Source organism: Leptospira andrefontaineae (assembly GCF_004770105.1).
GTDB classification, from domain to species: domain Bacteria; phylum Spirochaetota; class Leptospiria; order Leptospirales; family Leptospiraceae; genus Leptospira_B; species Leptospira_B andrefontaineae.
Genome location: NZ_RQEY01000026.1, coordinates 1 through 23,080, shown reverse-complemented (window position 1 = coordinate 23,080; position 23,080 = coordinate 1). Strand labels below are relative to the sequence as shown.

Below are 23,080 nucleotides of genomic sequence, written 5' to 3'. Positions count from 1 at the left end.
GTGAAACGGTTCCTTATACTTCTTTCTATATTTTGGTTTTGTTTTTCTTTAGAAGCAGCACCGATCCAGGACGGAGTATTACAAATTTCCTCTCAGGATCTTGCAGAACACTCAGAACTCATTCCATTAAGCGGAAACTGGCAGTTCTTATATGGAGAATTTGTTTCTCCTGAAAAAAGCCAAACCGCGAACTGGGACAAATTATCCATTCCTCATTCTTGGCAGGATACTAAAAAAGGAGACCAAGTACTTCCTAGAGAAGGAGCGGCAAGTTTTCGTTTATCCATCATCTTTCCGGAAGAAGATCTAAAAAAAGAGATCGGGCTCTTAATGCCCGATTTCGCATCCGCATACAAATTATATTATAACGGAAGATTAGTATATTCCTCCGGAACTCCGAACCTAGAACCTTCTTCCGAAATTCCCAAGATCAAATCTGTGTATCTACCTCTAAGAGTAGAAAAAACGAATACGGAAATTTTAATACAAGGTTCTAACTGGATCAATAATTTTGGCGGATTTTGGCAAGTCCCGAAATTAGGAACCTTAGAAGCAATTTATAGAGAGAAGCTCATCACTCAGTCCAGAGAATCTTTTCTATTTGGTGGCCTTCTTCTTATCGGACTTTATCATACCGGGCTTTTTCTATTTAGAAGAAAAGAAAAGTCAGCATTCTATTTTGCGTTATTTACGTTTTTATTAACTTTAAGAGTAGCATTGATCGGCAATAGACTCGTTCTAGAAATTTTTCCAGACTTTCCCTGGGAGTCCGTTTTTAGATTGGAGTTCTTCTCCTTCTATACCGCAGTTCCGATCTTTCTAATGTTCCATCGCTCTTTGTTCCCCGAAGATACATTCCCTTGGGTGCCGGCAGTTGCCTGGGTTTTAGCGATCGCTTACGATATAACTCTACTTTTTCCGATCGGATTTTTTACGAGCATTGTAGGACCGTTTCAGATCGTAACTGGAATCGGCTTATTGTATGTACTATTCACAGTCTGTCTAGGAGTTTGGAAAAAAAGAGAAGATTCACTCTTATTCCTCACAGGATTTTTTGCATTTGGTATCACGGTAGGAATAGATCTACTTTGGGATAAATTAAATCTAAGAGGGATCAATCTTTCTCCCTATGGACTTCTCGTATTTACCCTCTCCCAATCTTTAGTACTTTCGAGAAGGATCGCAAGAGCATTCAGAAAATCTGAAATACTTAGCGAAAACTTAAGGATAACGAACAGCGCACTGAACATTCTAAAAGATAATCTAGAAGTTCTTGTTCGAGAAAAAACCTCGGAATTGAATCATTCTTTGGAAAGAATTCGAAAAGACTTACTCGTTGCCCAAAGGATCCAAAAAAAACTTTTTCCTGAAAATGTAGAATCTTATAAAGAATTAAAATATGCAGTAAAGTATTTACCTCGAGATGAAGTAGGCGGAGACTTTTATGATATTTTCGAAGTGTCTCCCGGAGTGTATCGGATCTTTCTTGCGGATGCTACCGGGCATGGAGTCCAAGCAGCGCTCGTCACCATGGCAATCAAGGCGGAATACGAAGGAATCAAATTCGGAGCGAAAGATCCGGGATTCTGTTTGGATCTTTTGGATGATAAGTTCCAAAGAAAATTCTCCTCCTTAGGGACCATATTCTCTTCAATCATAGTGGATATTTATGCCAGAGAAAACAGATTAGTTTATGCATCCGCAGGACATCCGGATCAGATCTTAGTACATTCTTCTCATCTTATGAATTTAAGAAGGACAGGTGCTATCATAGGTTTGAAAAACAAAAAAAGTTATGAGAATCAGGAATTGGATTTTCTGAACGGAGATAGGATGTTCCTTTTTTCGGATGGAGTATTCGAACAATTCAATTCTAAAAGAGAAGCCTGGGGAGAATCTAGACTCAGGAATCGTATCTCCGAACTTTCTGAAGAACCTATCGAAAATATTCCCGATATGGTTATGAAAGATCTGGATCTATGGCTCGGATATTCCCAACCACAAGATGATATCAGTCTGATTGCAATAGAAAGAGTTTAACTAAATCAACTTTTCGTAACACCAAGCAGTTTCATCGGAAGCCCATTTTCCGAAAGAATCAATGCGAGCATATCCATGTTTTTCATAAAAACGTAATGCTTCCGGCTGAGGAGCACCCGCTCTCAATCGAATAGAATTAAATCCGTTTTGTTTTGCAAATAATTCCAATCCATTTATCAACTCTGAAGCAAGCCCAGTTCCTCTAAATTCAGGATCCACATACATTACATCCAACTCTGCAACCGAATCATTCCAAGGTGTGATTGCAATACTTCCGACCGGGCGATTATCGATCTCAGCGATCCAAAATGCATATTTAGGGCCTTTAAAATATTCTCCCTTCATCGGATTGGGAGCTTGGAAACCGTATCTGGTTTGTATTTCTTTCCACAATGCATCCATCATTAAGATTGCAGAATTTGTTTCCGGGTCTTGAAGTTTGATTTGTATTTTAGGATTCATTTGATCTCAATATACAAAACCAGAAAATAAAAAATATGACAGTTCAAAAAAAGTCCGCACTCCAATTTTTACTTTTTACATTACTCATCGATTTTATCGGATTCGGGATTATCATCCCTGTCGTTCCAAATCTATTAAAAGGAATGTTGCAAGGAAACTTAAGTACCGCAGCGGTTTATGGAGGACTTCTATCCTTCACTTATGCGATCACTCAATTTTTCTGCGCTCCCATCATCGGAGGTTTAAGTGATAAATTCGGGAGAAGGCCTGTCTTACTCGCATCTTTATTCGGATTAGGAATTGATTATGCATTCTTAGCATTGGCTCCGAATGTATTTTGGTTATTTGTAGGAAGGATTATTGCAGGTATCACAGGAGCAAGCTACGGAGTCGCAGGTGCAATCATCGCAGATATCAGCCCTCCTGAAAAAAGATCTCAAAACTTAGGATTAGTAGGAATGGCGTTCGGGATGGGATTCATTATAGGTCCGATTATCGGAGGTTTGTTCTCAGAATTCGGCCCTAGAGCTCCTTTCTGGGTGGCCTCTTCTCTTTCTCTTTTAAACTGGGTATACGGTTATTTTGTTTTGCCTGAAACTCTTTTAGAAGAGAACAGAAGAAAATTCAATTGGGTGATGGCAAATCCATTCGGCTCAGTGGTGGCATTTTTCCGATATCCGGGACCGTTAAGCGGCTTAGTACTTTCTTTATTTCTAATATTTGTTGCAAACCATTGTATGGAAACCAGTTGGTCTTACTTTACGATGAATAAATTCCAATGGACTGCGACAAAGATCGGATTTTCTCTCGCAGTAGTAGGAGCCTCACTTGCAGTAGTACAAGGCGGATTACTCAGGATCATCATTCCTAAATTGGGCCAAAAAAATTCCGCGTATCTTGGAATTTTTGCGAGAGTGGTGATGAGCGCGTTATTTGCATTCGCTTGGGAAGAATGGATGCTTTATGCGCTACTTGTGCCCTTCTCCTTTTGTTTTATTGCAACTCCTGCAATCCAAGGTTATATCTCCAATCACGTATCTCCTACTCAACAAGGAGAATTCCAAGGAATTATGGGAAGTATGATGAGCCTAAGTTCTATATTAGGCCCATTGCTCATGAGTTTCGTTTTCTCTTATTTTACAAGAGAAGGTATGCAGCCTTATTTTCCGGGCGCACCGTTTATAGTGAGTTCCTTTCTTGCGATCCTGAGTTTAGCGATCGCAATCATTTCTTTTAGAAAGGAAAAGTTAAGAGTGGGAGAAAAGGCAGGAGAATGATCTATTCTTCGTCTTCTTCCAGGCCAAGATAAAACAAAGCCCATAAAGTATCGAATAAGATCTGCATAAGTAGCGCGAATCTTTCTTCCCTATCTTCTACAGTTTTGAAGTCTTCGATCAAGAAGGTAACGAAAGGTTCTAAGATCCTTCTCTCTTCCAAATCCGGGATAGAATTCAAACTTTTGATAGAAAAGTTTTCCTCAACAGGGACATTATGAAAATTTAATCTACTATTCAGGACCAGAACAGCCAATTCCAGAAGTTCCGCGTCTGACATTGTTTTTACGCCGGCGTCGTTCAATCCGGAAAGTAATCCGGAAATCGCCTCGTCAGTGATCTCCTCACTTCTATCCTCGTCCTCGTCGCTGTACGCTTCTGAAATTGCGATGAGAACTGCAGTTGCTTGGTCCCAGAAAGAGGACAATACCTCGTCCAAGCGAACCTCATCCTCTTCTGTTAATTCTCTTTTGAAACCCGAGTCAAGATCATCATAAAACGGTTCCGGATCATCAGTTTCGCATGCTGCAGAAACGAATGTGCGAACAGCGATCCAAAACGGGGACTTTTCATGGCCAACACGAAGAATTTCCTCTGCATATTTGGCAACAGCGGTTCTCCAAGTGGAAGGGGAATAGGAAGGAATCTCCATATTCAAATCTTTCTTATTCTCTTCAAACTCGTCGACACTATAAATCTTTTCGTATTATTTTTTAAGAAGAAATTTAAGCGGGATCTCCAGTTGACTCGCGGATTCTAGTTGCTCCTAACCGAGAAGGATTAAATATTTCCCGCATGAGTATTGACGAAGATTATGATTTTCCCAGATTCCATTCCGATTCGAATGCAGGTCATTATGAGAGTTGGTTCGTAAGAGGAAATCATCCGACTCGTCCTCTTGCAATCTGGATCCGCTATACTATTTTTTCTCCTAAAAATTCACCTCAGGATTCTATAGGAGAATTATGGGCGATCTATTTTGACGGAGAGAATGGAAAACATTATGTTTCCAAATCAGAATATCCTATCTCAGAATGTGAATTTTCCGGAGATCCATTTAATATCAGGATCTCCTCTTCTATCCAAGATCATAAAGGATTGAAAGGTAAATCAGGGAATAAACAAGGTTCTACAAATATAGAATGGGACCTAAACTTCTCAGGAGGAGATAAACCTCTTTTTTTATTCCCGAAAGATCTATACTCAAGCGGCTTCCCAAAGGCAAAAGTCCTAGTCGGAAAACCTTCTTTACTACTTAATGGATTTATAAAATTAGAAAATAATAAAATAGATCTAAAAGACTGGAAAGGAAGCCAGAATCATAATTGGGGCCCCAAACATACGGACCAATACGCATGGGGACAAGTGGCCGGTTTTGATGGAGAAGAAGGTTCCTTCCTTGAATTGGCAACTGCAAAGATCAAGTTAGGTCCATTTTGGACTCCTGCAATCACTCCAATTGTTTTACGTTTGCACGGACAAGAATATGCATTAAACAGTTTATTCTCCTCATTCAGAAGAGCGAGCTATCAGTATTTCGATTGGAAATTTCAGGCTTCTTCTACTGAAATAAAAATAGAAGGAAGAATTCACGCAGATAAAAAAGACTTCGCCTGCCTACGTTATGCGAATCCTCCAGGCGGTTGGAAGTTTTGTCTAAACAGTAAAATAGCTAGGGCAGAAGTTTTGGTCCAACGAAGAGGAGAAACTTCTCCCCTTCGTTTAAGATCTGCCAGAAGTGCAGCATTTGAAATACTTACCGAAGATACTTCTCACGGTTTATTGACTGAAGTTTAATAATCTTTTACTCCCGACCTTTTTGCGATTGACCAGGTTCCCTTTATCGAAAATTTTGAGAGTCAGCCTCAGTTTCCTTTAATCCAAAAGGGTTATTTCCTTTAGATAGAATGAAACAAAACGGGATTTCAGATAAAAATTTCCCGAAGTGGCCTGAGATGGAACGTCGAGTGAGGAAAATTCCTTATTGACTTTTTTTGAGACTTATTCTCACTTGCAAAATCAAGCCGGTCCCTGTCCCAGGAGCCGGAGGGAGTCATCCCCACAGTTCATCTCTGGCCCCGGCCGGATTTTATCCGGACGGGGATTTTTCCCAAATTTTAAGGAGATTTCCATGCGGAACATCCACACAAAAATATTTTCAATTCTATTCAGTGTTACTCTATTCGGTTCCCTGATTTCTTGCGAGGGCCCGGGTGGCGACAATAGTGCGGCCGCTGCGCTTTTAGGTTTGGATATTCCTGCCAGTGCAAGTAAGTCTGAATTTTTAAATCGATATGCAGATCTTGCCTTTGAGTCCTATACACAAGCGGAATTGGACGCATCAAACTTAGCGGCTGCAGTTGCTACTTTTGATTCTACTGCAACGCCCAGCGCTTCAGATCTTACTAATCTTCGAAATCTTTGGGTCAAAGCTCGTGCGAGTTATTTAATTACTGAAGGTTTCCGTTTCAGCAAAGGCCCAATCGATGAGGCCCCCGTACTCGAGTGTGAAACTAACTCTGCTTGTGAAGGGCTTCTAAATGCTTGGCCTCTTGATGAAGATGCAGTTGATTCTTATATCGCGGATGGCGGCAATAGTGTTACCACCTTCAGCTCTATCTATGCGAAGATCGGCGATACTACATTAGGCACGGAAGATGATGCGGAAAAAATCGTATTAACCGGTTATCATCCGATCGAATATTTACTTTGGGGAAAAGATACCAGCAATACTACGGCAGGTGTTAGACCGGTCAGTGATTTTGCAGATGCAACTGGAAACGGTGCAAGACGTAGACATTATCTAAAAACAATCACAGATAGATTAGTTATTCACCTCGGTCTTATCAAAGACCACTGGGATCCAGCTCAAACTGGCAACTTTAGAGAAACTTTCTTAGATTCCGCAAATGAAAATACTTCCGTTGGAAATATTTTTCAAGGATTAGGTTCATTCATGGCGGGAGAATGGGGTGGAGAAAGACTTACAGGAGTGATCGGAGAAACACAAGAAGAAGAACATTCTTGTTTCAGCGACACTACTAAAGCAGACTTTTATTACGACGCACAAGGTGTAATGAATATCTGGACCGGGAATTATAGCATCCAGAAAGGTGTGAATATTAGCACTGGACCGGGGCTCTCAGCTATATTAAGCTTTAAGCAACAAGGTTCTATCGAATCTGAGATTGTAAAATCTAGAAATCTTTTTTGCATCAATCTTTCCGACACAGAATCCCAAGATCCTAACTTTACAACTAGCTGCCCTGCAGGAAGTTTAACTCATAGATTTGACCAAGCGATCTCTTCTGCAGATAGCCAACATGGTATTCTAGTAAATATACAAAGATTGATCGGTTCCACGATGAACAGGGATTTCGTAGCAGCAGCGGCAGCTATTGGGTTCTCGGTAGTTCCGGAATGAAAGGTATTTAAATGAATCTACAGGTTCGGTTCCTGTGAAAACTTCCGAAAAATATAAAAATATGAACTGTGATAAAAACTTAAACTTCGGTTCCGGAAAAAACCCGGAACCGAAAATATCTCGGAGACGTTTGAACAAAACGATCCCGATCTTAATCTATATTCTTCTAAACTTTTTTTACTGTGGTGGAAAAGAAGGAACAGATCCTCTTGGAATTGCAGCATTCATCGCAAGCCAAACAGGTATCGCGCCGGATCCGGGGGAAGCTTTCTCTGGAGGGTACGGTACCCGATTTATTTCCAATGACACTTCTTTCGATACTCCTGTTGTAAACTTAAGTTCCGATGGAATTCAATTCAATACGGGAAATAACTTCTTTAATAGAATTTGGGTAGCAGAAGGTAATAGTGCCTCCTCTGGTTTAGGCCCGACTTTTAATACAACTTCTTGCCAAAACTGTCATGCGGGAGATGGAAGAGGAGCACCACCGAGTGGCGGCGGATCATTATTCAATTCTGTTGGAATTTTGATACGACTCTCCAAAGTAGGGGTTTCCGATTCTACAACAGGCGGACCTGTTGCCTTGGATTCTTTCGGGCTACAGTTAAATCAAAAAGGGATCGGTTGCACTGCCCCGCTTAGTTATGATTCTAATTTTGACTGTACCGGTTCCACGGGTCCAAACTTCACTCCGCCGGAAGGCAACGCTTCTGTATCTTATACGGGAGCAACAGTCGTAAGAAATTATACCTCAGGTGGAAGCGTAACTTTAAACACTCCAGTATATTCTTTCAGTTGGAATCCGAATTTAGGAGGAGCACCTTCTTCCTTTAATTTTTCTCCTAGAACCGCTCCTATGATCCCAGGTTTAGGTCTATTGGAAGCAATTCCAGAATCTACTATCTTAGGTTGGGCAGATCCAACTGATTTGGATGGAGATGGAATATCAGGAAAAGTGAATATGGTTTGGGACGCCAAAAATCATAAAAAGGTTATGGGGCGTTTTGGTTGGAAGGCAAACGAGCCAAGTTTATTCCAACAAAATCAGGGAGCTTTCTTAGGAGATATTGGGATCACTAGTCCATTATTCTCCACGGATAATTGTCCAAGCAATCAAACACAATGTTTAACTGCTGCTTCCGGGACTGCAGAGCCTGAGATCACTGCATCTATTGCAGACTCAGTGAATTTTTATTCAAAATTGGTAGCTGTTCCTGCCAGAAGAAATCTGTCTGACCAAGATGTGATTGATGGAAAGGTAATATTCTCTTCTATCAAATGTGATGCATGTCATAAACCGTTGGTAATAACAGGAAATGTTCCAGGGCTTCCTGAACTTTCTTTCCAATACATCAAACCTTATACCGATCTACTCTTACATGATATGGGTCCTGATCTTGCAGACGGAAGGCCGGATTTTGATGCGGATGGACAAGAATGGAGAACTCCTCCTCTTTGGGGATTGGGTCTGATCCAAGCGGTAAACAATCACTTAAAACTCATGCATGATGGAAGAGCCAACGGAATAGAAGAAGCGATCCTTTGGCACGGAGGAGAAGCTGATGCTGCAAGGATTGGTTTCCAAAATCTTTCTTCTACAGACAGACAAAAGCTGATCAAATTTTTGGAATCTTTATAGGAGAATCGACGATGAGATCCAAACTATCTATTTTTTTATTTAGGAAAACATTATACTTCATTTTAGTATCTTCCTTTATTTACTGCGGTGGTGGGGGAAAAGATCCTTTGCTCTTTTTGGCAGCCGGACCTGGAAGTTCTGCATTTTTGGAACATACCGGTAATTTCGTGATTATCCCAAGTTTGGAACAATTGACTACGGATACGGCGGCGTTAGAAGCAGCAGCAGTTACTTATACTACTTCCGGAAGTACAAACGTAACGAATCTTGCAGCTTTGCAAACTGCTTGGGACCAAGCGAGAGTCTCCTTAAAAAAAGTAGAACCCTATTACTTTGGACCTGCTACGAATCCGACTGAGTATTATACTAAGATGGACGGGTTTATCAAATCCGGAGCAAGGCCGAGTGCTAACTTAGTAAAGCAGATCATAGATGGCACCGTTACTGTTTGCACAGCTACGATTACGACTCTTAATAAAACAAACCTAACCGTTTGCCCTCCTAAATATAAAGGAATTGAATCTTTGGAGATCCTACTTTTCGACTCCGATTACAGCAGGACCACAATCGATTCAAACGCCAACATCAACACTGCAAACACCGGTAGCTCCAGAAGAACAGATTATATTTTAGCTCTTGCGCAGGTAATCAATCAAGATGCATTAGATTTATATAATAAATGGCTCCCTAGCGGCGGAAACTTCTTAAGAGAATACACCACTGGAACCGGTATCCAATTCCGTTCTCAGGGAGAAGCTTTCGATACTTATATCCAATCTCTTGGAAATTTAGTGAATCAAATCCAGGATAGTAAATTAGGGGCCCCTGCTTGCTTGAGTGTTTCTTGCACCGGAGTGGGAAAATTACAAGAACCTAGCCCTGTATTTTTAGAAGCAATCTACTCAAGAGTCGCATACAAAGATCTAAGAGACAACCTATTAGGGATCGAATTCGCTTATTTAGGAGATCCTGCGGACCCAAAGATCAGTTCCATGTCAAAATTAGTTAGAGCACAAAACTCTTCTTTGGATGATGATATCCAAGCTGAGATCACAAACTTTAAAAATATGATTGATGCAAAGATCAGCGGTACTGCAGATCTGTACGCGGAGATAGATGCGGATGGCACCACTATGAATGGGACAAGCGTCATTACGAACGTAAAACCAATCTGGGATCAGGCAAAAATTTTAAAGAACCTAATGACTATCGATGCGTTTTCAGTTTTAGGAGTTCCTAATCTTCCTTCTTCCAACGACGGAGACTGATCCTTTTATAAAATACTAATATATATTGTTTGAGATAAAAACGATGTATATTAGTATTCTATCCTGCCGTCAAATTTGTCTTGCCAAACATAGCCGTTAGACTTTTCTCTATCGAACTATGTTTAGTTCTCTATTTCCATTAATCGCTTTTACTGCTTGGACCATTCTACTAGTACTCATCGTAGTATCGTTTAGAACAGTGCAAGTTTTGGCTGGTAGCAAAAAATCCAACGAATTCCCTGCATGGATACAACACGGATCCGATCTTTATTGGAGGATCCACCGCGCTCACTTAAACTGCGTAGAAGGCCTTCCGGTTTTTGCAGTTTTAGTTTTGACCTTTATACTTTCTGGATACCAAAACGATACTTTTGATCTTCTTGCTTGGATCGTATTCGGAGCAAGAATACTACAAACAGGTGCTCATTTAAGTGGTGGTGGCGTCTGGAACGTGAACGTAAGATTTACAGGATTTATAATCCAATATATTTGTTTCACTGCTATGTTAGTGATATTAGTACGTTCCATTCTATAATTTCAAAAACATCTTGACCGCCATGTATATTCGAGGTTAACCTTCGGAGATACATGGCTTCGAAGTTCGACTATCTCCGTAAAAATCTGTATGCAATGGCGGAGCTATGTCTGGAACAAGTCCTGATCTTGGACGATGCGATCGAACAGGAAAATCCCGATCTTGCCAAACAAGTGATCGAAAGAGACGACCTGATCGATAGTTTAGAAAAACAAAACGATAATCTTTCCCAAAACGCGATCTTAGAAGCAATCGCAAACCGAAACTTACTCGGTATGGACCAAATCGACGGAGAAGTGATCCTTAAAAAAGATCCGCTTAGATTCGCACTTTCTTCCATTCGTATCAACAGAAGTTTAGAAAGAATGGGAGATCAGATAGTAAACTGTGCCACCTGTTACAGAAGAGGACTTCTCCCCAAAGGATTTTTCAGACAGGAAGAAATTTTAGACAAGATGCTCTCCCGAGTGGTCACTCTTGTAGGAATGGCTGTTGAATCCTTGGTAGAAGAGAAAAACAGATTTTACGGTTCAGTACATACTGTGGAAGAAGAGCTAAACAATCTATGCCATGCGGCGTTTTTAAAGTTTGTTTTAGATCCTAGACTTGATAAAAACCAATTCGCAGATTTATACAGAATGATCTTAGGGATAGAAAGAGCCGGAGACTACGCAGTAAACATCGCCGAAGAACTGGTGCGCCTAAATACCGGTATGGATATTCGCCATCTTTCCGATCCGGTCCAAGTCACAGAAAAATCAAAAGCTTCTTAATTCAAAAATTCGAATATACTATTGTTGGATACAAACCAATGATTTTACCGCGTCGCAGAAATCAGGTGCTCCTGAAAATATTCCGTTACTGGTAGAATCCAGACTAGTTCCGAAATTTCCCAGCTCCACATTGGAATTAGTTCCCCAACCCAAACAAGTATTTCCGGTCGCCCAAGAAGGTTGCATTCCTGTCCAATGCCCATTCGATCCGGAATTGATCCCATTCCCACTACCGAATACAAACAAGGAAGTGGAATCGGTATCGAATGCCTTAGTAAAAGTTCCGCTATCGTAATCTATGTATTCCTTATTCGGTCTTAATACCCAATTAATTAAACTTGGAGAGGCTTGGCGAAAAGTCCCTGCTACTATAAAAGCTTTATAAGTACCACTCGGAAGAGGTGGAGTAGAAGAATATCTACTCTCGGCCTCACTTTGGCATATAACATCGGCAAAAGTTACAGTGAAGTTTCCGGCATAAAAAGGATTTGTAGCGAATAAAAACTTATCATTATCTTTTTGCAATATTGGATAAACAATTGTTTCATCATTGGGGTTGAGAATAGAGATCACAATGGAATTATTCGTTGAGTCCGAATCGTCCGATAGCCCTACAACACTTAGAACCTGTGGTACATTATAATCCGCAGGAGTAAATGTCATCGTTGTAGGAGAAATAGAAGCTATCGCAGGATTGCTGGAAGAAAAACTATAAACTACAGAACCCTCAGGCTGATGGACCAAGGAAATGGATAAAGCCAAATTTCCACCCTCCGGAAGTGAGCTCCCGCCGACAATATTAAGTTCCCGATCACATCCATTGATTAGGCAGTTGATAATCGCGTTTTCATAATATTCTTGAGTATTCGGGTCCCCGGAATTTTCGGATTTGATCGCACAAGATGAGCTGAATATCGAAAGGCAGATCACAAAGAATAAAGAAACCCGCTTAGCACACATAAAAAATCAGACCGGATCCTTGAAGCGAGAAGATTCTGCACCATTATTGGATTCGAAACCTTCTCCCTGCTCCAAATAACTTTCTAATTCTTCTTTTAAACCATGGGGAAGTTGAAGTCCGGAACTTTCTATTCTTTCGTTATATTTGCTAAAGGAGAATCTATGTCGTGAAGTTCCAAGATAAACGCTCAAAGCTTCAGAGCCCCATTCCAAAATGTCTCGGATATATTCTTCATTCTCTTCTAACTTCTCCGCATAAGGAATGAAAAGAGGTCTATTCACTGGGCGACCGATAGTCCTATAAAATAAAAGTCTCCTAAGGACCTCATGATCTTTCCAATTACCTGCGTCGAGTGCTCTTTCCACCATTCTAAGATTGATACAATCTAAAAATTCGATCTTTAGATTTTCGTTTTTCAATCTTCTGCGAAGACTGGCCTTGATCTCTTCGGATTCGTATAAAAAATTAGGACAATATTCAGGACATTCTTGGTCCTTATGCAAATCACAATAATGTAATAGAATACAATCTATATCTGAAGAAGGTTCTACGATCCCGAAATTGATCGAACCTAAAATTTCAACACCGGTACGAAAACCTTTATCTTCTAATTCCTTCAAAGCAATGCGGCAAGCCTGCATTCTTCTTAAGGCTTCTTTGGTATCGTAGTTGCGGTATTTGTTTTTAAGGGCAACGTATTTTTCTATAAGATGGGTCATTCGAACAATTCTCGCAAATAGCGGTTCATACCGTGTAATACTATCTCCGGGATTTCATGTCCACCCGGAAATGCCAATAACTCACCCACCCAGCCTGCGTCTTTTAACACTGTTTCTAATCTTTTAGCGGCAGGATAACCGAGCACAGGATCCATTCTACCATGACTTTGAAAAAATTTATAGCCCGGAGTTTGTTTCGCATATTGAGACCAATGAGTCTCATCTAGCAAAGTTCCCGACAGAATGACAAGGCCTTTGGGCTTTTTCTCTGCTTTAAGAGTAATCTCAGTCGCAAGCATGGAACCTTGTGAAAACCCTCCCAAGATAATCCGATCCATAGGGACATCCAGAGCTTGGATCATTTCTTCTACCTTTTGTTTGGCTTCCGCTAAACCTGCCGGATAACGTTCAAAAAGTTCTCTTGAACCTCCGGCCACCATGGCTCTTTGTAAAGCTTCCATATCGATGGGAAACCAAGCCTTACCATTATAACCTGGTGCGATTGGAATTTCTAAGATCCCATCCGGAAAGATGAAATTCGTGCCTTCTGGCACATCCATATATGAATACAAAGGAAGAAGATCGAACGCGTTCGCACCATAACCATGTAAAAAGATAACGTAAGGTCCTTGTGGATCACCCGGAATACGAGCTGCTTTTACGGGGCCTAATTGGACAAGTGGGATATCATACATGGTTTCCTTGTAATGAATAAGTTCTAATTTGGCAATACCATTTAAGCTGAAACCATCTGTCGGATCCAAACGTAAGGCTCAAGTACGTAATCAAAATATTAGAATTTTCGAAGGCGTTTTATACGAATAATACTTCCAAAAGAAAAAGCTCAGGCTCTAGAATGTTATTCGAATCAAATAACATATGCGAAAGATCATATATATAGTTCTAATCTCTTGTCTTTCCTTCAATTGTGGAACTTATCTTTTACTAGAAAATTTAGAAAAAAATGACCAAAAGGCATTCTTAGATTTCGTAAACCTTACATTAATCGATTCTTCCATCGGATTAGTCCATTACTGGCCGTTAGATGGTAATACTCGAGATATAATCGGCGGCTTGGATCTAACAGCCATAAGCGGAACTCCCATATTAGCTGCGGATCGATTCGGATTTCCAGGAAGAGCGTATTACTATGATGGAGGCGGAGCCTATCACGAATCCTCAGCGCAAGGGCCCTTATTTTTCGACGGGACCGTTTCTTCATTTACAATCAGCGCTTGGGTAAATGGAAAATTCCCACCTGGGAATAATGGCGCTGAGTATATCTATCTAGGCCAAGGCACAGGATTAGGTCTTCAATTATATGCATTCTCTGGGGGACCTTGTAGCGGAAGACTTAGAGCATTCACAAATGATGGAGGCGCAGGAGATGTGGATACTGGCACTCCTTGCGGACAATATCCCGAAGATACCTGGTATCATATGGTTTTCACTTGGGATATCCAGACCTTAACTGCGACTCTCTATGTGAATAATGTTTTGGTTTCCTCTGGAATTTTCGGAAGTAATCGTCCATGGGCCACTAATGCTTCTTTTCAATTAGGGCGATCCGGTCTTTCTACTCAACTTTTCCAGGGAAGGGTCGACGAAGTTAGGATTTATAACAGGGTGATTTTTCCGGTTTCGAGTTTGTAGATAACTCTTCTACTCATACAATGTATAAAAGCGACTAACGCTTTTTCGCTTTCGCAGATTTAGTCTTCGGCTTCTTCTTATTTTTAGGCAATTGGTCTTGGACAGCTTTAAAATATTCGCAGACAAGATGATCCGACCAAGATATCGCCTTCCATCCTTCATAATATGCAATATGGCTTCCTCTTTTTGTATAAACATGGATCGAATTAGGAAGGGTTTCCAACCAATGCAGATTCTCTAAAACATTCTGGTTTACGCAAATGGGATCATCCTTGGCATTCAAAATCATAATCGGAGTTCGGATATTTTTCATTACCAATGCGGGATTCGAATGTTTGTAATATTCTTCTTTATCGTCAAAACCCGATAGACTATGCAAACGATCCTGGAATTCGCCCAAGGTTTTAGATTCCATTACTTCCTGAAATCCTCCAAGGGAAGATAAGGTTTCATAATGGCGTTTCAAAAAATAATTAATCAACCTTTGACCCATGATCTTACTATAAACCGGATGAACTCTATGAAATGCTTTTTCGATATCATATGCAGGTGAAATCGCAACCGCAGCGTCCAATAAACTTTTAGTCCCGGATTCTCCTAGGTATCGAGCAAGCAACCCGGAACCCGCAGAGATCCCCACTCCAAACAAAGGACTATTCGGAAATTTTTTCTTAATATATAAGAGTTGTTCTTTTAGATCCGAACTAGATCCCATCGTGTTTATCCGCGGCTTAGAAAGAGGAAGATTTCCATGCCCTCTTCGAATACAAACCACAGAGGCCCATTGCAACTGGGCACGGATAGCTTTCACAATAGACTTAACATCTTGCTCATCCCCACTGATCGTATGAAAGACAATCGCGATTGGAACTGAATCGGTTTTTTTCTTACCATTGATATTGGACCAAGCAAGGCCGGTGACACCACCATCTTTCATTTTAAGATGTTCCAGTTTATCGTAATGAAAAAATTTGGAACGATGTTCTCTAAAAAGTAAGAGAGCTAGCATTAGATGATTATTAAAACACCAGAATGTAGGAAAATATTTCCTTGTTAAGCGAGAACAATTTGCAATTACCCTACTTACAAACTCTCCTTCACTGAACTGAAGAACAGGCTCTTCTACAACCTCAAGAAAATAATAAAATAGAAATACGAGAATAAGAAATAAAACAATATAAACAAAGGGGAGGAGCGAGAACATTCAGTGATCCAAAGGAAAATACTTTGGGAAAGAATAGGTGGAGAAAGATTCGGGTCTATTACTTTATTGTTTGCATTATCTATAGGGGGAAAGCCTTCCCCCTGAGAAAAGCCGACAAGCGTCTTTTCTCACCCCCTTCTCCGGGAATCTGCCACTCGCGAACCCCGGAGCCGAGGCCATTTTTGAAATTAAATAATGGGACCGTTTGCTTGCAAGTCACTGCAATTTTTACTCGTAAGAACAGTCTGACTAGGATCCATAACTAAAAGTCCGATTGTCTGAACGTCTTTTACACATTTGTCTACATCAGATTTTTTATAATATTTACTATCATCGATCTTTAGATAAATATCAGTAAGAAATAGATCAAGAGCGGTGATCATCGCTGCATTAGCAGGATCTGCAGATCCATAAAATAAAATATCTGAGGTCAGCGCAGCAGCTTTGATTTGAGATCTAGCTTCGGAACCTTTTACGGCATCCGACAAGCCAAGAGAGTCTACTGCTACACAATTAGCAAAAGTCAAAAGGGAAATCATCCCTACGAACAATATTTTTCTCATATATTTTCCTCATCGTTGAACGTTATGATATCGTTTGATTTGATATCTATGATGGATAACCTTCAGAGTTGGATGTCAGACAGTTGGTGGGGGATTTTTACTGCTTTTAGGTGGGGATTATGCATTATTTGGGATGGGAAATTACCTCATGTGGGATATGCGGCTGGTGTGAAAAGTGACAAACGATATTGCAGTAGAAAATTTATTACGAATAAATTTTGAAATTTTAGTAACTCCAATTGAAAGCCAGAGAAACTCCCACGGATTACTTACAAACTTATCTGTTTTAATTGAAGATCCTTCTTATCCAAAATCACGATATTTATATTATTGAGAAAGAGTATTCGCTTGCGACTATTTAGGAACCAACCGCTCACAAGCCCGAAACTCAAATACTTTCAAATTCAATCTACCCTCATTTCGCCTAATTAGTAATAGAAATTCTTACATGCGATAATTATAAAGTTTCTTAGGCTTTTTCTTTTATGCAAAAAGAAGCTACTCAGTCTCTTATGACAAGAGTATAATTTCTATCTAATTAAAGTATCTGAAGAAAATTTGCAGGTTACTAGCTACTATATCATGCCATAACATCTCAACATCGCAAATAGATTTACTAAACTCATCATGATTGCGCCTACATCTATAAATTTAATTAGATATTGTGTACTTGAATCTCTAGCTGAAAGGTTTCGCCGTTTCAGTCTGTTCAGTGTTTATCAGCCAATTCAATTTTGAACAGTAGGCGTCCGAAAAATGCATAAATATGAAAGAACCAACGTCATGCACAGAAATAAAATGTGATTCAACATCTATCTTCTCCTGTATTAAATAAGAAATACTCTATTTTCCATCTGGCGTATACATTCCAGAATGTCCAAAACCTGGTGTCATAAAACCAAATTCAACTGAGCTACCTCCGCCAAGCGACTGAGTATAACCAGCGCCGATCCAATATCCGGCATTTACATTGTAAGATTTACCTGGAAGATAAGATTTCAACTCATGTTCATAAGGAGCTTGATTTTGATTCATCCATCCATACATAAATGAAAAGGAAGGTCTCGACTTAGGAGAATAGGAAGGTCCCTGACTAATCCCCCCAGAAAAGTAAATATTATTGTAAATATCATATGTAAAACTGAAATTTACGCTTGTTATTTTGGTAAAATCATAATTTGGATAAATGGGAAACGCAAAACCGAGTGTAGTGTAATCAGGTTTGCGATTAATATTTTTCGCGGTCTCCATCGCGTTATCGCAACCTAAATTACAAGAACCTCCCAACATCATAAGACCACTTGCAATAGGATTATCGGTAGTGTATAGCCATGATCCGGCTTTGTCCATCTTTGCAGCCCCTTTAATAGCACCCTGTTTTACTGTATTTGCAGCATTATTAGCTCCTCGTTTTACAGTATTTGCAGTATAGTTCACAGCTTTCGCAGCACGTTGATCCCACTGTTTTACAGTATTTACAGCATTTTTAGCACCCTGTTTTACATTACTTACAGCTCTTTGGGCCGTACTTTTAGCGCTAGCCCAGACATCTTTGAAAAATTTTGAGAAATCCAATTTTATAGGGTAACCGGAGGCTGCTTCGTGCCCAGTCGGATCCTTATACCTTATAGGATTCCCAGCAGCGTACATAAACCTGTTCCAGTTCTGAGTAGCCACACCTCTCTCCGGAATCACACTATCCGCACTTGTAAACCTCGCTATCTGCGGATCATAATACCGTGCATTATAAAAATAGAAATTAGTCTCTCGATCTAGTTCCTGAGAATTATACTTAGGAGCAAAGTCCAGAGTTCCTCTTTGTACAAGAGTCTCACCATACGGCTCGTACTGCATTCTGCTAAGAGTATGCCCTGCTTCATCCAAGACATGAGCTACTGAATCTACTTGATCTGTTAAGAAATAAGCAGTGACTCCATCTTCATTTAGGGCCGCTATCCGTACTCCGTTTAGATAAACGTTATTGATGGAACTTAAGATATTCGTTTCTTCAGAGTATTCCAATCCATAGAATTTACTTGGATATAGGATCTCTTGGTTTTTGAAAGAAGCTCCGCTTGGAACTAATGCTTTCTTACGGACCCTGAATCCGCCTTCATCGTACCAGTAATTACCGATGGTTGTACTTAAAGCATCTTGGACTTGTGTGATCCTGTTTTGAGAATCAACTGTAATAGTCTTAGTCAGATCTTTGAAATTATCTCTCTGGTAAGTCATGTTCCCAGAGGAATCATAACTCATGACCAGACGATTGTTCCCACTTTGGGTAGAATCTATATGAGTGACTTGGTGGTTGGAATATTGGTAATTCCACTCGTCTATGAGTGTGTTATCGTTAAAGTTATGATTTCGTTTCGCGAGAAGGTTTCCGTTCTTCGCGTATGCAAAACTTTGGCGGAAAGTTTTGGTATAATTGTCTGCGGACTCTTGGTATTGCCCGTCTGCTGCGACAAGTCTGTTTAAGCCGTCGTAGCTGTAATTGTATGCAGTTGTATATTCGCTAGATGTATTTGTAATCCCAGTGATATTGTTTCTGCTATTGAAAGCATAGACTGCATCTTGGAGAGTTTTAGTAGTTCCATCCACATCTCCGACTGAGTTGATACGAACTAATCTTTGTTTTATATCGTATGTGTAATTGGTTTGGACACCGTTTCCGAGTCCGAATCCAGCTGTTTGTCCGAACTCGTTATAGGTGATGTTCTCAACAATGGTTTTACTACAGTAACCTGGAATGACGCCGTTTGTGTTTACTTGAACTGAAATCCCTGTGATATAACCTGCTGTCCCATAGGCATAGCAAGCCTTCATCCTTGTATGATTTACCGGATGTTCCGGATAATCGATAGATATTACACGACCAAGTAAGTCATATTTGTATTCTGTAATATAAGGACCATCTGCCAGTTCAATGGTCAGATTTTTGACATTTCGGCTTTCTTTCTTGGCACGACCCAGCTTGTCATAACTGAATGTTTTGATTTGAACTGAATCTTCTACTCTTACGAGTTTTCCAAGAGCATTCTCAGCGCCGGAACCGCTATCATAATCAAAGTATACGGTTCCTTCTGGAGTATCTTTGGTAAGCATTCTTCCGAGAGAATCGTAAGTAAAGGCTGTGGTAATTCCACGAGCATCTATAGCTTGAATAGTATCACCGAACGCGTTATAAGAAGCTGTACTTACCCCAAAATCTGGATCGCTACTTTTCTTTAATCTTCCAAACGCATCGTATAACCAATAGGCTTGGTTTTTACCAGATGTATCTTTTACAGTAATTCCACTCGTATCGCAGGATAAGGCACCGCCATCGTTCAGGTCAGATTTTTTGATCATCTTGCCTGCGATATCGAAACAGAATCCTATCTTTGCATTGGTAGCATCAGAACCGAAGTCTTCTATGTAAAGAGTTTGGCCTTTTCCGTCTTTTACGGTTCGTTTGCTTGTTCCACCACTATGGGTTTCGATCGTTTCGAAAGGATCGTTATAGGTAACGGTTAACGTGGTTGCTTCCGTTTCTCCGGCTGCAATTGGAAGGATTGTTTTCTTAGCTCTTCCTATTGCATCGTATTCTATATAGCTTGGATTTCTTTCCTGAGTATGTAAAACAAATGTATCTATTTCGCCTGCGTCTGCCCAATCCGGTTGTCCGGAACGAATCACTTGGCCATTCCCATTATAAGTGAGCTTTCCAGATCTTACATGCTGTCCATTGGATCCTGTTTTAACAGTATGGATCACTCTACCCATTCCATCTCTATAAGAACGAAGTGCGAAACTAGGATCTGCTCCACCTGTAGGGAATGTGGTCTTTGCACTGAAAGGAAAACTAGATCCGTATTCATAGACTGCGAGGACCTTGGTTCCGGAATCAGTATCTGCGCTGGATTCGACTAGCCTACCAAAATCATCATATTCAAAATAACTTTTATTACCGTTCGGATCTGTAGAATCATCCGGAGAACCGAATGCCTTTCCATAATTTGTGGTATATCTGGTCTTAAGCTGGAGTGAGCCACCGAAACTTGTCTGCTCTTTTACAAATTGATGAAGTTGGTCATCGAAAACGTAGGAGGTCCCACGATTTGGACTTGCACTTACATTCTTTTCCTCAGTTTTGTTTCCATAGGTATCATATTCATATTCTGTAATACTTGCAGAAACAGAAGGTAATCCACTCCCCGTATAGGTTACCGAGTTGCGAGTTAAATTCCCTTGAGAATCATAAGTAAGAGTACTTGTAGTTTCATGAGAAGAGCCGGATAAAGAAACGGTCTTCTTAGGTCTTGTCTGGTTTGTAGTAGAATCCGTCTCAAAATCAGTAACTGAGGTAAAACTTTGAGAAGGGTGAGCAGAATCCGCATAATGATCCGTACTTGTATCTGTCTTCTTAGTTAAATTATATCCATTAAAAATAACAGAACCTTCAGAAGTAGTGGTCGCAGTTCCGTTGATAAAGTTCTGGGTTTTGCTTAATCGAGCAAGATAACTGATCTTTCCAGTAACTGTTTCTATTTGTTGGATCTCGTACGTCTTTTTAGAAGAACCGTAATCCTGATTATCGGAGCCAATAATATGCATTTCTTTTTCTGCTCCGGAAAGCGCTCGGTTATGCATAAAATTAGAATAAGGTTGGCTGAAATAAGAATGAACCGTGCGAGATCCTGTCGCATCGGTCATAGTGAATTCCGTAAATCCGAACGCGTCTGTTTCTTTTTTGCCATTGATAAATGCAGAGAAAGAAACCCCGTTCTTATAACTATAATTCTTTGGAATTGTGTTCCCGAGCCCGTCATCTAAGGTAATCTTAGTACAAACTCTATAGTTAATGGAAAGATCCGGGATATTATCCCCGCCATTATTATCAAACTTGGTAGAATTATCATATTCTAATGTATAAGTCCCACCAATCCCGTTCTTGACCTGTTCGATCACATCCGGAACAGTACCTGAAGACATTGCAAAATACCAAGTTGGTTCTTTGAGATGGATGATCCCTATATCCGTAAGTCCATCCCCATTATAATCTCCTTGGATCCATTGGAATGGATACACTTTTGTCATCAGATCAGGACGGTCGATAGATAAAGCAAACACAGGAGAAGCAGCAGAGACAATCTTACTTTGGGAAAGGTCGTAAACTTTATTCTCTCCATCGGAGACTACGATCGGATTTCCTCTATGATCATACTGGTTAGAAAATCCAACAAGGCCAGGGTTATATACGGTTCTTGCAATAGTAGTTGCAGTAATTCTAATTTTTGAAAATACGATGGAGGCTGTATCTGTAGGATCTTCGTATACGATAGAATTCCCAGTTACTTCCGGATACAACGCATATTGGATCCCAGCTTGGCTCGTTCTGTCATAAACAGTAGTCGTAACGGGAAGGCTCACAGCTGCCCCAGTCGGTAACAATAATTTAAAAGTAATGGAGGAAGTTCCTATGGTCCCCAAATACCATTTATGAGTTCCGGTTCTACGATCTACTAAGAGGATCTGCGCTTTTCCAACACCTGCAAAATCTCCCGAGAAAATGCTGAACATATTCCGGTTATTCCGATTGGTTTCACTTCCTACTTGGAAGAGATTTTGTAGATAGGAGTCTATAACGTCGCCAGGACCTACTGTTAAATATTTTGTTCCGCTTGGTCCTGTGAGTAAAAATCTTTGAGCACTAGTGCTCGTCTGATCATTCAGGATCAAAGCAGATTTAGAAGAGGTAGAATCAAAATTATCTATCGCATATGCGCTTGAGTTGATATCAAAAGAAACAACTTGAGAATCCGCTATACTTGCAAGATCTGTTCTTTTGAATGCGTTTCCGGTATCTTGGGTGACTACGAAAAATTTACTTGTGGTTCCAAAATCTCCGAAGAATAAAACTTCATCTCGAGTGTTTACAGTATAACGATCTGCTTTTCCATTATTTATAGTTACGATCCCGCTAGTCTCCGGATTGAAGCCAGTAAGAACTGCTTCAGTAAAGGTAGAACCCTTCTTAAAATCAAATACTCCTGTTTTTCTATCGAACAAAAGTAATTCAGAAGAAGCACTACAATCATTTGTAGTAAAACATCCTGGATATGGGATCTCTCCTTTTCCCGGGTTGGAGTTCCCATCATACTGGTAATCTAAAAGAACAGTTTTAGTATCCGAAGAAGTGGAGAATACTCCAAATCCTTTAATCGGTTTTACTTCATCCAAAGGAAGAGGGGTTTTCATCACTCTTTCTTGGTTGGGACCATAGCTCATATCACTATAAACTTTATAACGGAATCCGTTAGAAGTTGTTTCGCCGATCCAGAATTTTCCGTCGGTCTCAGAGAAAAACCCTATATCGGTTGATCCATCTCCATTGAAATCTCCCTGAAGCCAGCGAGTGATTGTTTTGAATTGAGGAGCCTTGGACCAGATCTTAAAATTAATGGTTTGGTTTATAGTTTCTCCAAGAGTCCATTCGCCAGAAGAGCGATCGAATAATAAAAAGTCAGAAGTCCCATCTCCGTTAAAATCCCCAGAGAATTGATCATTGGAAAATAAGGCC

The 23,080-nt window shown here is 40.2% G+C and carries 17 protein-coding genes; 9 read left to right on the top strand and 8 right to left on the bottom strand.

Features of this window, described 5'->3' with window-relative positions:
• Complete coding sequence (locus EHO65_RS18575; RefSeq protein ID WP_135776044.1) at window positions 1-2,040, top strand: PP2C family protein-serine/threonine phosphatase; 2,040 nt, start codon at window positions 1-3, stop codon at window positions 2,038-2,040.
• Here EHO65_RS18575 and EHO65_RS18570 read toward each other — a convergent pair whose 3' ends face one another.
• Window positions 2,041-2,502 carry a GNAT family N-acetyltransferase gene (locus tag EHO65_RS18570; RefSeq protein ID WP_135776043.1) on the bottom strand — a complete coding sequence of 154 codons (462 nt, stop codon included), beginning with the start codon at window positions 2,500-2,502 and terminating at the stop codon, window positions 2,041-2,043. It abuts the gene before it with no gap.
• A 35-nt stretch (window positions 2,503-2,537) separates the two neighbouring features.
• On the opposite strand from EHO65_RS18570, the gene EHO65_RS18565 reads away from it, so the two are divergent.
• Window positions 2,538-3,779, top strand: coding sequence for a TCR/Tet family MFS transporter (locus EHO65_RS18565; RefSeq protein WP_135776042.1), 1,242 nt, complete (start codon window positions 2,538-2,540; stop codon window positions 3,777-3,779).
• 1 nt (window position 3,780) lies between these two features.
• Here the strand turns inward: EHO65_RS18565 and EHO65_RS18560 are convergent, their stop codons facing one another.
• Window positions 3,781-4,428, bottom strand: coding sequence for a hypothetical protein (locus tag EHO65_RS18560; protein WP_135776041.1), 648 nt, complete (start codon window positions 4,426-4,428; stop codon window positions 3,781-3,783).
• Between the two features lie 143 nt (window positions 4,429-4,571).
• Between EHO65_RS18560 and EHO65_RS18555 the strand changes: the two genes are divergently transcribed.
• The 6 genes from EHO65_RS18555 (at window position 4,572) to EHO65_RS18530 (ending at window position 11,415) form a co-directional block, all read left to right on the top strand.
• On the top strand, window positions 4,572-5,573 hold the full coding sequence (locus EHO65_RS18555; protein ID WP_135776040.1) for a hypothetical protein: 1,002 nt from the start codon (window positions 4,572-4,574) through the stop codon (window positions 5,571-5,573).
• Between the two features lie 334 nt (window positions 5,574-5,907).
• Window positions 5,908-7,200: an imelysin family protein gene (locus EHO65_RS18550; RefSeq protein WP_135776039.1), complete on the top strand. Its 1,293-nt coding sequence runs from the start codon at window positions 5,908-5,910 to the stop codon at window positions 7,198-7,200.
• 61 nt (window positions 7,201-7,261) lie between these two features.
• A complete protein-coding gene (locus EHO65_RS18545) occupies window positions 7,262-8,839 on the top strand; it encodes a di-heme oxidoreductase family protein (protein WP_135776225.1) in 1,578 nt (525 codons plus the stop codon).
• A gap of 11 nt (window positions 8,840-8,850) precedes the next feature.
• Complete coding sequence (locus EHO65_RS18540) at window positions 8,851-10,107, top strand: imelysin family protein (protein ID WP_135776038.1); 1,257 nt, start codon at window positions 8,851-8,853, stop codon at window positions 10,105-10,107.
• A 118-nt stretch (window positions 10,108-10,225) separates the two neighbouring features.
• Window positions 10,226-10,642 carry an MAPEG family protein gene (locus tag EHO65_RS18535; RefSeq protein ID WP_135776037.1) on the top strand — a complete coding sequence of 139 codons (417 nt, stop codon included), beginning with the start codon at window positions 10,226-10,228 and terminating at the stop codon, window positions 10,640-10,642.
• Window positions 10,643-10,695: 53 nt separating this feature from the next.
• Complete coding sequence (locus EHO65_RS18530) at window positions 10,696-11,415, top strand: phosphate signaling complex PhoU family protein (RefSeq protein WP_135756995.1); 720 nt, start codon at window positions 10,696-10,698, stop codon at window positions 11,413-11,415.
• A gap of 18 nt (window positions 11,416-11,433) precedes the next feature.
• Here EHO65_RS18530 and EHO65_RS18525 read toward each other — a convergent pair whose 3' ends face one another.
• Genes EHO65_RS18525 through EHO65_RS18515 form a run of 3 tightly spaced genes read right to left on the bottom strand, consistent with a single transcriptional unit; the run spans window position 11,434 to window position 13,790 of the window.
• Window positions 11,434-12,375, bottom strand: coding sequence for a DUF1554 domain-containing protein (locus EHO65_RS18525; protein WP_135776036.1), 942 nt, complete (start codon window positions 12,373-12,375; stop codon window positions 11,434-11,436).
• A 6-nt stretch (window positions 12,376-12,381) separates the two neighbouring features.
• Window positions 12,382-13,095: a hypothetical protein gene (locus EHO65_RS18520; protein ID WP_135776035.1), complete on the bottom strand. Its 714-nt coding sequence runs from the start codon at window positions 13,093-13,095 to the stop codon at window positions 12,382-12,384.
• A complete protein-coding gene (locus EHO65_RS18515) occupies window positions 13,092-13,790 on the bottom strand; it encodes an alpha/beta hydrolase (protein WP_167482068.1) in 699 nt (232 codons plus the stop codon). Before EHO65_RS18515 ends, EHO65_RS18520 begins: the two co-directional genes overlap by 4 nt.
• Before the next feature lie 184 nt (window positions 13,791-13,974).
• On the opposite strand from EHO65_RS18515, the gene EHO65_RS18510 reads away from it, so the two are divergent.
• Window positions 13,975-14,748, top strand: a complete 774-nt coding sequence (locus tag EHO65_RS18510) for a LamG domain-containing protein (protein WP_135776033.1) — start codon at window positions 13,975-13,977, stop codon at window positions 14,746-14,748.
• Between the two features lie 34 nt (window positions 14,749-14,782).
• Here the strand turns inward: EHO65_RS18510 and EHO65_RS18505 are convergent, their stop codons facing one another.
• The 3 genes from EHO65_RS18505 to EHO65_RS20080 form a co-directional block, all read right to left on the bottom strand.
• Window positions 14,783-15,952 (bottom strand): YheT family hydrolase, encoded by a 1,170-nt coding sequence (locus tag EHO65_RS18505; protein ID WP_135776032.1) that lies wholly within the window; start codon window positions 15,950-15,952, stop codon window positions 14,783-14,785.
• A gap of 188 nt (window positions 15,953-16,140) precedes the next feature.
• Window positions 16,141-16,515: a TIGR04452 family lipoprotein gene (locus EHO65_RS18500; RefSeq protein ID WP_135776031.1), complete on the bottom strand. Its 375-nt coding sequence runs from the start codon at window positions 16,513-16,515 to the stop codon at window positions 16,141-16,143.
• Window positions 16,516-17,358: 843 nt separating this feature from the next.
• Window positions 17,359-23,080 (bottom strand): RHS repeat domain-containing protein (locus EHO65_RS20080; protein WP_244243587.1); only part of this gene is annotated, 5,722 nt, incomplete at its 5' end.